Raw genomic sequence first — 12,513 nt, 5'->3', positions numbered from 1 at the left:
GGTGCATTCATTATTGCTAGTATGGCTTTCGCGTGTTCCATCTCTGATCATTGGTTCCATCCTGCCCTCGTGGTGGTTGGTTAGTTGTTGTCCAGGGCCCGGAAAAACGGGCACGTGATGTCATGCTTGATTTCAAGGACGAAGACTCCGGGTCTGATCTCGGTCAGCACTTTTCCGGCAATGCAGTCTTCACATGCTGCGACTCGGGGGTCGGTCATGGCTTCCGCTAAGAGGCGATGTACTTGGTTCACGCTGCCTCCGCCTCACGGAGAAAGCGAGCCACTTCCATTGCTTTGGCCTGTCTGACTCCCAGAACTTCCCGCACGTTGACTACCGTTGGGGTCTTGTCTGGTGCAGTCTGATGGAATCGTTCGGCCATTGCTTCCACGGTCTCAGACCCAACTGCCGGCTCATCCTTACGGAGACCCTTAATGCGCGGCACGGCATCAATCAGCACCACAGATGTAAGCGGGTCACCCCAGTAGTCAGACAAGCCGTCGAGTTCCTTAACCTGCGGCTCTAGAACTACTTTGCGTTCTGCGTCATCCTTGCTCTTGTCTGTGGTGACCGTGATGAGATTTGCTTTGCGGTCACGTCGGACGAAGATCTCTGTCTGAAGTGCTGCCCGGATAGCTCCGGCACCACGGCCTTTCAGTGTTCCACCTGTGGTGCTTTGGTCGCCAGTTGAGTGGTGGACAAGCAGGACTGAAGCTCCAGTGTCCTGAATCAGCCTGTCGAGTGTGGCGACAAGCTGTCCCGCTTCCCGGTTCGAGTTCTCTTCCATACCCACAGAACATCTGGCTTGTGTGTCCAGGACTACAAGGTCGTATCCACCGGACTTCACTACCTGGGTAAACTGTCTCCACTCGTAGGCTTCAGAGTCGATCTGAATCGCCCTAGTGAAGAACGTGACGTTCTCCAGCTTCCGCCCGTAGTGGCGCTCTAAGGCAGTCTTCCGGGCGCGGATTCCCTCTGCCCCCTCGGCCACAACGTAAAGGCTCTTGACCGCCGTTGAACGCGTTCTCAGGCCGTGCCAGGGCTGCATCCATCCCATTGCGGCTACGAGGTCCAGGCAAACGAAGCTCTTCATACCTCCGCTGTGCCCTACCATGCGGGCCAAAGTTCCCTTGTAGAGCATTCCTTCTAACAGAGGTTCGAGCTGTGGCAGGGCATCAAGGGAATCGGAATTATGCAGGTATCCAGCAAATGGTGACGGGTTGTCTTTGCGGACAATGTCGCTGAACTGCTCTTTGAAGCCGGTCGGCCAGGCGGTGCACCAATAGTCATGCGTGTGGCTCGATAAGTCGTTCTCGTCATGCTCTCGCCCACAGTGGTAAGGGCGCTGGTGATTCTCGGTATTGAACTTCAGTTTGGCATATAGCTCTGGGGCGTGTTCCTTGTAGCAGTCCCAGATGGCATCAGATACTTCTTTTTCATCAGGTTGTAGATCATCATAGGTTTGTAAAACTGTCATGTTGTGTTGTCTCCATCCGTTACCCTATCTGTCAGTGCTTCCGTGCGCGACTCATGAACAAGTACTGTCGGATTGCTTCACGGCCAATGTAAGAAAGGCTGCGACTGTCAGCCTCAGCTAACTCCCTAAGCTCCTCTAGTAAGCTCTCGGGGAGGTTGACTCGGATATATCTAGTCTCTTCCCCTGGGGAAAGTCTTGGGGCTCCTGTTGGCATTTTGGTATTCCTCTCTGATTTCTGCTTGGATTCGGTTGCATTTCCAACCTGTCATGTATATATGATAGCATATAAGTTTAAATGCCGCATTCATACCTAAAGGGGCATGCGTGGACATAAGAAAACCCCTGATCAGACTGATCAAGGGCTTTCGTCAGCCCGGGATTCGGCTATGGCTCTATGGCCTTGAGTCCTTGGAATGCCTCGCGCAGATCGGTGCTCTCTGGTAGCTGTCGAGCCTCTACGGCCTTGACGACTTCCAGGGCACGCCAGTGATTCGAAGGGACCACGCGACCGGATAGAATTGCTTTCTGTGCCGAGTCACACGCTTCGTCTAGCCGGTCGCCTTTAAGTAGCACTAGGGCCAAATCGATATTGGCGGACGCTACCCGGCGCGGCCACTTGGTTACGTCGTCACCAGGGCTCAGCCTCTTGATTACTTCCCTGGCGTACGGCTCTGCTGCCGCATCTCCAAGCCACGCAAGGGTTGTAGCCGTATAGGAGAGAGCCTTTGCAGGGTCGTACCGATAGTGGTGCTCTGGCGTGTCAGGCGAGCCGATAGCGGCCGACAGGCCCTGTACCCGCTCAATGGCTGAGTAGGTCTCTTTGGCGTTACCTAGCCGTGCGTGTGCTCTGCCCTCTTGCGCATTCGCCTGAATGAGTCCAGAAGAGCCAGCCGGAGCTATCTCCTGTGCAGCGCGAGAAAGGTCAACGGCCTGGACGTAATCCCCATCAGTGAGCAGTCGCCAAGCCTCGGTCTCGAAACACCATGCCTCAATCTCAGGATGCCCGGCTTCCCTGGCAAGCGTTGCTGCTGTCTCCAGCAGAGCCGTAGCGGCATCGTCTTGCATCAGGTCGATATGGACCGTGGCACCCAAGAGGGAAAGCCAACCTCCGATGACCAGCAAGTTCCGGTGTTCGGCAAGGGTCTTCTTGCCGTCGAGAAGCTTCACCACATAGGCAGAGTGCTTACGGACCTTCCTCAAAAGGTCTGCCGGATCTGCCTTGGGGTAAGCCATGGCCAGATCATCAAAAGCCCGTTCAAGCCTGTTGAGGGTTGCTGTCCCTACATCGCTTGCCTGTACGCGACGAGCTAGTTCCCAAGCATCCATCTCATCGTTATAGGGCGTGGCGTCACCGGCTTCGAGCGAGAGGCCAAGGAACTCATTGACGGCTTGAATCAACTCGGGTGAGGGAGCCTGTTTTCCATTGAGTACGCGGCTTAGGTAAGCAACGTCGTAGTGGAGTTCCTTGGCGGCACCCCGGAGGCTCTTGCCCTGCGCCTTGAGTGCGCTCCGTACCTCTGTCCCGAAGTCGTTCATGGTGGTGTGGCTCCTGTTGACTGTTGACTCTGAGCATAGTCAACGCTGGTCAACTCCCGTATGGGCACTGGGCAACGGAAGCCTTTGGCGCATGGCTGACGCGACTGAGCCCAAGACGTATCCAGGTGGCCCCATTGATCTTCCGGTGGGGTTCGAGCACTGGTTGCTGGACTGTGTGCCCAACCCCAACTGCGACGTGTGCGCAGCGAATTGGAGACAGCTTCAGGAGGCCAAGGACGTCGGGGACATCACTCGGGCTGCGCGTCACGCGACGGAGATCCGAGACCACGCGAGCGGGATTCACGACTGATGGGGAGGCACATCGAGCGCCGGTGGCTCGACACCGGCTCGGGCCCTGGTCGCCTGGTGGACGTTGTGGTCTGGGATTCAGATGAACCGGTCAGAGTCCAGGAACACGCTCGTCCCTTGGAGTCCACCACACCCTGTGAGGGCACTCTCAGGTCACATGACCTCGTGAGACCCCGTGAAGTCCCGTGATCTTCAGGTACCTGTTTGTGCAGCTCACAGGGGGTGTCGACCTGACCTCCAGAGGTCAGCAAATCAGCCAATTACTTTGCGCTGAAGTGCTCATTCGGTTGGCTCCTAAAGATCAGGAAGGTCCTGACATCGGTGGTACCGGTCGTGCTCGCCAGTATTGCCCCCTGACCATCCTGGCCCGCCGGTACCCCGACCGCACGTGCTGGCCGTGCGAAGTTGTCCGCCTTCGGTCGGTGTTCCACCTGCGCTCCTTCCGCGGAAACGCAACCCCAACCCCACCCGCCCCACCCGTTTCCCAACGGGCGGGGAATACCGGTCACTTGAGCCACAGGGAGGCCGGTTGCCGTCTTGTCATGGCCTGTTCGGGGCGCTTACTTTTGGCCCTCCTGACGCATGTGGAGGGGGATTCCCCATGGCCGTACGCGGCCGGCACCGCCGGTATCAGCCGAGCAGGATCAACCGGGCCTCGCTGCTCACGGTCACGGCGGGCGGCGCGGGCATCGCGATCCCGCTCGCGGCCGTCGGCGCGGGCACCGCCCAGGCGGCCGATGTGAGCACCTGGAACAAGGTCGCCGCCTGTGAGTCCAGCGGCGACTGGAACATCAACACGGGCAACGGGTTCTTCGGGGGGTTGCAGTTCACCCAGTCCACCTGGGAGGCCTACGGCGGCACGGCGTACGCGCACCGCGCCGACCTCGCCACCCGTGACCAGCAGATCGCCGTAGCGGAGAAGGTGCTCAAGGGCCAGGGCCCCGGCGCCTGGCCGGTGTGCTCGGTGCGCGCCGGACTCACCCGGGGCGGCGGCACCCCCGACATCCACGTCGGCGGCACCAGGACCGAGAGCACCGCGGCACACAAGGCCAAGGCCAAGGACGCCAAGACGCAGACCGTGGTGAAGCGGTCCGTGAAGGACGTCCAGCCGCAGACCACACCGCAGTCCCGCGCGGGCACCGCCGAGATGTACACGGTCGTGCGCGGCGACACCCTCTCCGGGATCGCCGACACCGAGCGCGTCGACGGCGGCTGGCACGGGCTCTACGCCGCGAACCGCACCACCGTAGGCGACGATCCCGACCTGATCCTGCCGGGCCAGCGGCTCAGCCTGCACGGCAAGGCCGCGCCTGCGGCCCACACGACGACGAAACCGGCCACCAAGTCGTCGGCCGCCAAGTCCCCGAAGAAGAAGACCTCTTCGGACACCGCCGAGAAGGTCACCCACAAGAAGACGACGAGTCACTCCCTCGTCGCCCCGGTGAACGCACCCATCGGCACCGCGTACCACGCGACGGGCTCCTCCTGGTCGAAGGGCTACCACACCGGCGTCGACTTCCTCGTCCCCACCGGCACCTCGGTGAAGGCCATCGAGAAGGGGACGGTCGTCAGCGCGGGGTGGGCGGGGTCGTACGGCTACCAGGTGGTGATCCGGCACGCCGACGGGCGGTACTCGCAGTACGCGCACCTGTCCGCGATCTCCGTGCGGGACGGCCAGTCGGTCGGCGAGGGGCAGCGCATCGGGCGGTCCGGGTCGACCGGGAACACCACGGGCCCGCATCTGCACTTCGAGGTGCGGACGGGGCCCGGCTTCGGTTCCGACATCGACCCGCTCGCCTATCTGCGGGCCGGCGGCGTCAGGATTTGACGCGCATACGGTGGCGGTTCGCCGCCACCGGCATCATCACGTACAGCCCGGCGTGGAACGGACCGAAGTAGCTCGGCGGTTCAGCGGGTCCGGCCGGCTCCAGGGTCTCGTAACCCTCGCCGGCCGGAATCGCCGCCTGGGCCGGGACGAGGATCCCGTCGCCCGGTGTGCCGGCCGTGATGTCCGCGGCCGGCACGTCGACGTTCGCGCTCACGCCGACGGGCTGTCCAGGGAGGGCGTCCAGCAGCTCCTCGACGGGCGAGGGAGCCACGGGAGCCGTGCCGGCGTCGGCCGGTGCGGTCTTCTCCAGACGCTCCGTGGTCAGCAGGATCAGGCCGCCCGCGGCGACCACTCCGGCGGACAGGGCGAGGAGGGTGCCCGTCGTGCCGTAGCGGAAGGTCTCACCGAACATCGTGATGCCGACCGCTGCCGCCACCACCGGGTTCACGACCGTCAGGACCGCCAGCGGAGCCGCCAGACCCGCGCCCCGGTAGGACGCCTGCGAGAGCATCAGACCGGCGACCGCGAAGACCGCTATCACGCCGAGGAACGGGATGTCGGTCGCGGAGACCGCGCCGTTGTCCCAGTCGACCGTCACCGTCTTCGTGAACACCGAGGACATGCCGAACGCTATGCCGGACGCGGTCGCCAGCAGCACGCTGCGCACCGCCGGGTGCCGGTGTGCCGCGCGGCCCGCGATCATCAGGGTCACGACCGCCGCACCGGTGAACACGGCCACGGACACCCGCTGGGCGGTGCTCAGCGACTGACCGTCGGACGTACCCACCAGGGACAGCAGACCCGCGAGACCGATCGTCGCCATGATGGCACCGCGCCAGGCGGTGGAGCCGGCCTTGCGACCGACGAACAGGGCCGCCATCGGCAGCGCGAACACGATCGTCAGCGCGCCCAGCGGCTGCACCAGGCTCAGCGGGCCGTAGGCCAGCGCCACCACGTGCAGCAGACCGCCCGTGCCGTTCAACGCGACCGCCGCCCACCAGCTCGGGCGGCGCAGCGGTGCGTACTCCTGGTCGGGGGAGGACACCGCGACGCGCTCCTGGACGATCGCCCCGCCGGCGTAGGCCACGGCGGAGACGAGCGACAGCAGGATGGACAACGCGAGGGCGCTCATCGGCAGCTCCTCTGCGTCAGGCGGGTACCTCTGGCACCACGCGGCGAACGGTCGGCTTTCATACAGAACACGATGCCGCTCGATGTTCTTCCCGTCGTCGTACCTGAGCACCGATTGGGTAGTACTGCCGATGGAGTACGAAAGGCCCTTTGTCCTCCCCAAGGTGGGTGACACCGGACGACACCCCCTGGGTGAAACCCCTAAGAGCCTTGGTACTACTGCTCTTCGTGGACCTCGACCCCGAACTCGCGGCGCTCCGCCCCCTCGGCGGCTTCTTCGTACTACGCACGGGCGCAGCCCCGCACGGCCCGCTGCCGACGCTCGCGCGGACCTACGAAAACCCGGCGTCGGAGGTTTACGGAAATTCCCTGACTTTTCGTGTCCAGATCGTCGCGGAGCGTCTCCAGGCCCCTGAGCCGCGCATCGCCGCCTCGATCGCCCAGCAGGCGCTCGCGGCCCGGCTGTGGTCCGTGGCGCTCGGCTGCGCCGCCGTGTACGGCCGGATCCCCGACCTCGACCCGCGCCTGCTGCACTGGGACGCCGACAGCGGCGCCCCGGACGACCTGTGGCTGGCCGAGGTGCGCCCGCGGCCGGTCGACGCCCTCGCCCAGACCGTGCTCCACGGCCACCTGGAACCACTGAACGCGGCCCTGGCGGCCCGCCACCGCACGGCCACCGGCCTCCTGTGGGGCAACGCGGCCTCCGCGCTCGCGGGCGCCGCACGGGAACTGGACCGCTGGGCACGCACGCGTGGCCGTACGGAAATGGCCGCACGCGCGCGTGCGGCCACCGCGGAACTCTTCGCCCACCCGCTCCTCGCCGGAACCGGAACGTTCACCGGCAGCTCCTTCCGGCGCCGCAGCTGCTGCCTCTACTATCGGGTCCCTGGTGGCGGCGTGTGCGGGGACTGCTGCTTCACACAACCGCCTGGCTCTTCCCGAAACGCCGCTTCTGGGTGACCATGAGGGCAATCAGCCGCCGAGAACAAGGGGTTTCGGGTGCGAGTGGGACTGCTGACCCGGGAGTACCCGCCGGATGTGTACGGCGGCGCGGGCGTCCATGTGGAGTTCCTCGCCCGGGAGTTGAGGCCCCTGGTCGATCTCGACGTGCACTGCTGGGGCGAGGGCCGCACGGAAGGCGTCGTACGCCACCGCTCCTGGCCCACCCTCGACGGCGCCAACGACGCCCTGCGCACCTTCTCCGTGGACCTCTCCATGGCCGCCGCCCTCGAAGGCCGCGAGCTCGTCCACTCCCACACCTGGTACGCCAACCTCGCCGGCCACTTCGCCAAGCTCCTCCACGGCATCCCGCACGTGATGACCGCCCACTCCCTGGAGCCGCTGCGCCCCTGGAAGGCCGAGCAGCTCGGCGGCGGATACGCCCTCTCCAGCTGGGCCGAGCGCACCGCGATCGAGGCCGCCGACGGCGTGATCGCCGTATCGGGAGCCATGCGCGAGGACATCCTCACCTGCTACCCGACGCTGGACCCCGCCAAGGTGCAGGTGGTCCACAACGGCATCGACACCACGCTCTACCAGCCCGACCACGGCACCGACGTCCTCACCCGGCTCGGCATCGACCGCGACCGCCCCTACGTGCTGTTCGTCGGCCGGATCACCCGCCAGAAGGGCGTGCCCCACCTGCTGCGCGCCGTGCGGGACATCGACCCGGCCGCCCAGGTCGTGCTGTGCGCGGGCGCGCCGGACACCCCTGAGATCGACCGGGAGTTCCGCGAGCTGTTCCAGGAGCTGAGCAGCGTCCGCGCGGGCGTCCACTGGATCCCGCAGATGCTGCCCCGCCCGGAAGTGATCCAGCTCCTCACCCATGCCACCGTGTTCGCCTGCCCCTCGGTGTACGAGCCCCTGGGGATCGTGAACCTGGAGGCGATGGCCTGCGGCACTGCCGTGGTCGCCTCGCGGGTCGGGGGCATCCCGGAAGTGGTGGCACATGGGGAGACGGGGCTGCTGGTGTCCGTCGACGACGACTTCGAGGCCAACCTGGCGTCGGCTCTCGACTCCGTGCTCGCCGACCCGGAGACTGCGAAACGGATGGGCGAGGCCGGGCGGGAGCGCGCGGTGACCGAGTTCGGCTGGGACGCCGTGGCGCTGCGCACCGCGCGGCTCTACGGGGAGATCGCCAAACATGCTTAGTGTGCGCTGCTCAGGGGCAGGCTGGGGTCAACCAGGGTGAGGGGAGCGGCCATGCGTCGTGGCGGACCTTCGGTGCTCGGGATCGTACTGGCGGGCGGTGAGGGCAAGAGGCTGATGCCCCTGACCGCCGACCGGGCCAAACCCGCGGTCACCTTCGGCGGAACGTACCGCCTCGTGGACTTCGTGCTGTCCAATCTCGTCAACGCGGACATTCTCCGCATCTGCGTGCTCACGCAGTACAAATCACATTCGCTGGACCGCCACATCACCACCACCTGGCGCATGTCCAGCCTGCTCGGCAACTACGTCACACCCGTCCCGGCCCAGCAGCGCCTCGGGCCGCGCTGGTACCTCGGCAGCGCGGACGCGATCCTGCAGTCGCTGAACCTGATCTACGACGAGCGCCCCGAGTACGTCGCGGTGTTCGGCGCCGACCACGTCTACCGCATGGACCCGCGCCAGATGCTCGCCCAGCACATCGAGAGCGGCGCGGGCGTCACCGTGGCCGGAATCCGCGTCCCGCGCACGGAGTCCTCGCAGTTCGGCGTGATCACCCCGGGCTCGGACGGCCAGACGGTGCAGAACTTCCTGGAGAAGCCCGCCGACCCACCGGGCCTGGTGGACGACCCGGAGTGCGTCTTCGCCTCGATGGGCAACTACATCTTCACCACCAAGGCGTTGATAGAGGCTCTCCAGCGGGACGCCGAGGAGCTCGACTCGGTGCACGACATGGGCGGCTCGATCCTGCCCGCGCTCACCGAGCGGGGCGAGGCCGCGCTGTACGACTTCAGCGCCAACCACGTCCCCGGCGAGACGACCCGGGACCAGGGCTACTGGCGCGACGTCGGCTCCCTGGACGCGTACTACGACGCGCACATGGACCTCATCGCCGAGCGTCCCGCCTTCAACCTCTACAACCGCAACTGGCCCATCTACACCCACTCCGGCCAGCTCTCCCCGGCCCGCTTCAACGCCGGCGGCATGGCCAGCGAGTCGATCATCAGCTCCGGGTGCCTCATCCGCGGGCAGGTCACGCGCTCGGTGCTCTCCCCGGGCGTGGTGGTCGACCCCGGAGCCGTCGTCCAGGGCTCGATCCTGCACGACAACGTCCACATCGGGCGGGGCGCGGTGGTCCGGGGCGCGGTCCTGGACAAGAACGTCGAGGTACCGCCGGGCGCCACGATCGGCGTCAACCCGGAACGGGACGCCGACCTGTACACGGTCTCCAAGGGCGGGGTCATCGCACTCGGGAAGGGCCAACTGGTCACGTAACGCCACGTCTTGGCGATCCGGGGCCCCGGTGCTTCTCGGCCGCACCGGGGCTTCGCGCTGCCCGGGCGCCTGTCGCGCCCCCGTCCCGCCCAGGCTCCGCCCGTGCTTGTCATGTCCCTGGACGGAATCCGGAATCCGTGTTGTCATGCCAACTGCCGCCGATGACAACGTTGTTATGGAGGTTCCGTGCGCATCAGACGACTCAGAGACCGACTCGCGCTCCTGCTCGCCCTGGCCCTCGGCATCGCCGGGCTGGCCGCCGTCCCCACCGCGAGCGCCACCGCCGCCGACGACCCCGTTCAGATCCACGGCCTGAAGGGCGAGTACTACACCCAGTCCGCCCCCGGCGCCTTCGACTTCGCCGACCTCAAGGCCACCGGCTTCGACCCGAACCTCGACTTCGACAACCTCGAACCCCGACTCGCCTTCACCACCGGCCGGTCCGACGACGTGAGCGTCCGCTGGACCGGCAAGCTCGTCCCGGCGAAGACCGGCCCCCACACCTTCTCGATCATCGGCGACAACGGCTTCCGTCTCTGGATCGACGGGAGGCTCGCCATCGACCACTGGGTCGACGACTGGGACACCGAACAGACCTCCACCCCCGTCGAGTTGACCGCCGGCACGGCCTACGACATCAAGGTCGAGTACTTCGAGCACTACGGCGGCTCCAACCTCCACGTCCGCTGGACCGAGCCCGGCGGCACGAAGACGGCCATCCCGCAGTCGGCCTTCCGGCTCCCCGACGGCTACGACTACGACGGCGCCATCGCCGCCACGGTCACCCGCACCGGCCGCACCCTGAAGCTCGACTTCGCCCAGCCCCTCGCCGCACCCCCGGCCGACCTGACCGACCACCTCGAAGCGGTGATCGGCGGCGCCAAGTGGCCCCTGGGAGCAGCGAAGTTGGACCCGAAGGACCCGCGAACGCTCCTCATCCCGCTCACCGAACCCGTCGTAGGCAACAAGACGGGCACCGCACCCGGCACCGCGGACATCCGCTACGACGGTGAAGCCGGCCTCGCGTCAGCGGATGGCAACGTTATCAACGGCTTCTGGAGCACCGGCCCGAACCGCTCCACCTACGAGCTCCGCACCCGGTGGGCCGACCAGGTGGGCCCGCACAACGCCCTCCCCGAGTACCCGCGCCCGCAGCTCACGCGCACCGACTGGCGGAACCTGAACGGGAGTTGGCAGTTCGCCGCGGCCACGGCGGGGGAGCAGCCGCCGGTCGGCAGGAACCTCGCCGAGCGCATCCTCGTTCCGTACCCCGTCGAGTCCCAGCTCTCCGGCCTGGAACGGCACGAGGACCGCATGTGGTACCGCCGCACCTTCACCGTCCCCGCCGACTGGAAGATCGGCTCGGGCAAACGGCTGATGCTCAACTTCGGCGCCGTCGACTGGCGGGCCGAGGTCTACGTCAACGGCACGAAGGTCACCGAACACCAGGGCGGCTACGACAAGTTCAGCGCCGACGTCACCGACGCCCTGAAACCCGGCCGCACCCAGGAGCTGATCGTCGGCGTCTACGACCCCACCGACGCGGCGAACGGCGAGAACCCCCCGATCGGCAAACAGCGCCTCGACCCGAGCGGCATCTGGTACACCCCGACCTCGGGCATCTGGCAGACGGTCTGGATGGAACCGGTCGCCCGCGACCACGTCGACTCCCTCAAACTCACCCCCGACGTCGCCAAGAGCCAACTGACCGTCGAGGCAAAGGGAGTTCGGAACGGCGTACCGATCACCGCGACGGCGTACGACGGAAAACGCGCGGTCGCCACGGCACACGGCCGCACCGGAGCCCCGCTGACCCTGACCCTCCGCAACCCGCGCCTCTGGTCACCCGACGACCCGTTCCTCTACGACCTGAAGGTCACCGTCGGCAGGGACCGTGTCGGCAGCTACTTCGGGATGCGCTCCATCGCCGTCGAGAAGGTGAACGGCGTTCCGCGCACGGTCCTCAACGGCAAGCCCATCTTCATGATGGCCACGCTCGACCAGGGCTTCTGGCCGGACGGTCTCTACACCGCCCCGACCGACGAGGCGCTCGCCCATGACCTCAAGATCCACAAGGAGTTGGGGTTCAACGCGGTGCGCAAGCACATCAAGGTCGAGCCCGACCGCTGGTTCTACTGGGCCGACAAGCTCGGCCTCATGGTGTGGCAGGACATGCCCGCGATGACCGCCGGGGTGAACCCGTCGGCCGCCGCCCGCGCCGAGTACGAGCGCGAGATGAAGCAGATGATCGACGAGCACATCAGCAGCCCGTCGGTCGTCATGTGGGTGACGTTCAACGAGGGTTGGGGTCAGTACGACGAGGCCCGCATCGCCGACCAGGCGAAGGCCTGGGACCCGACCCGCCTCGTCAACAGCATGTCCGGCATCAACCTCGGCGTGGACGGCGGCACCGGCGACATCATCGACGAACACGGCTATCCCAGCCCCGCCCTGCCACCCCACCCGGACGGTCGACGCGCCCTGGTCAGCGGCGAGTACGGCGGCCTCGGGCTCGCGGTGCCGGGCCACGCCTGGTCGGTGCAGCAGTCGTACGTCGACGTCGACCCGGCCGCCTACACCGACGACTACCTCACCAAGCTCGCCGAGGTGCACGCCCTGGCCTGCCAGGGGAGCAACGGCGCCGTCTACACCCAAATCTCCGATGTCGAGGGCGAGTTGAACGGCCTGATGACGTACGACCGGCGCGTGCTCAAGCCCGACGCGCAGCGGGTGAAGGCCGCTCAGCAGGCCCTGATCCGAGACGCGTCGCAGGCGACGCCCGCGAACTGCCCCACCACCTGACCCCTTTCGC

At 66.1% G+C, this 12,513-nt stretch carries 9 protein-coding genes; 5 read left to right on the top strand and 4 right to left on the bottom strand.

Features of this window, described 5'->3' with window-relative positions; genetic code table 11:
* Nucleotides 1-247: 247 nt before the first annotated feature.
* The 3 genes from OG226_RS07925 to OG226_RS07920 form a co-directional block, all read right to left on the bottom strand.
* Nucleotides 248-1,474: an AAA family ATPase gene (locus OG226_RS07925; RefSeq protein ID WP_329348403.1), complete on the bottom strand. Its 1,227-nt coding sequence runs from the start codon at nt 1,472-1,474 to the stop codon at nt 248-250.
* Between the two features lie 31 nt (nt 1,475-1,505).
* The gene (locus OG226_RS51530; protein WP_443066876.1) at nt 1,506-1,688 is read right to left on the bottom strand and encodes a ribbon-helix-helix protein, CopG family; all 183 of its coding nucleotides are present in this window, start codon (nt 1,686-1,688) and stop codon (nt 1,506-1,508) included.
* Nucleotides 1,689-1,858: 170 nt separating this feature from the next.
* A complete protein-coding gene (locus OG226_RS07920; protein ID WP_329348402.1) occupies nt 1,859-3,010 on the bottom strand; it encodes a helix-turn-helix domain-containing protein in 1,152 nt (383 codons plus the stop codon).
* 910 nt (nt 3,011-3,920) lie between these two features.
* On the opposite strand from OG226_RS07920, the gene OG226_RS07915 reads away from it, so the two are divergent.
* A complete protein-coding gene (locus OG226_RS07915) occupies nt 3,921-5,147 on the top strand; it encodes a transglycosylase family protein (RefSeq protein ID WP_328676015.1) in 1,227 nt (408 codons plus the stop codon).
* Here the strand turns inward: OG226_RS07915 and OG226_RS07910 are convergent.
* Entirely contained in the window at nt 5,137-6,279 is a 1,143-nt protein-coding gene (locus tag OG226_RS07910; protein WP_328676014.1) for a DMT family transporter, read from the bottom strand. The two genes, OG226_RS07915 and OG226_RS07910, sit on opposite strands and share 11 nt — an antisense overlap.
* Before the next feature lie 209 nt (nt 6,280-6,488).
* Between OG226_RS07910 and OG226_RS07905 the strand changes: the two genes are divergently transcribed.
* From OG226_RS07905 to OG226_RS07890, 4 genes are all read left to right on the top strand, one after another.
* Nucleotides 6,489-7,238 carry a (2Fe-2S)-binding protein gene (locus tag OG226_RS07905; protein ID WP_329348401.1) on the top strand — a complete coding sequence of 250 codons (750 nt, stop codon included), beginning with the start codon at nt 6,489-6,491 and terminating at the stop codon, nt 7,236-7,238.
* Nucleotides 7,239-7,277: 39 nt separating this feature from the next.
* Nucleotides 7,278-8,429, top strand: a complete 1,152-nt coding sequence (gene glgA, locus OG226_RS07900) for a glycogen synthase (protein WP_329348400.1) — start codon at nt 7,278-7,280, stop codon at nt 8,427-8,429.
* Between the two features lie 51 nt (nt 8,430-8,480).
* Nucleotides 8,481-9,701 carry a glucose-1-phosphate adenylyltransferase gene (gene glgC, locus OG226_RS07895; RefSeq protein ID WP_328676011.1) on the top strand — a complete coding sequence of 407 codons (1,221 nt, stop codon included), beginning with the start codon at nt 8,481-8,483 and terminating at the stop codon, nt 9,699-9,701.
* Nucleotides 9,702-9,887: 186 nt separating this feature from the next.
* Complete coding sequence (locus OG226_RS07890; protein ID WP_329348399.1) at nt 9,888-12,503, top strand: PA14 domain-containing protein; 2,616 nt, start codon at nt 9,888-9,890, stop codon at nt 12,501-12,503.
* Nucleotides 12,504-12,513 lie beyond the last annotated feature (10 nt).

Origin of the sequence: Streptomyces sp. NBC_01261 (genome assembly GCF_036226385.1) — a bacterium.
Taxonomy (GTDB): Bacteria; Actinomycetota; Actinomycetes; order Streptomycetales; family Streptomycetaceae; genus Streptomyces.
Note: the sequence above shows the minus strand (reverse complement) of the source record. Positions and strands in the feature narration are given on the sequence as shown.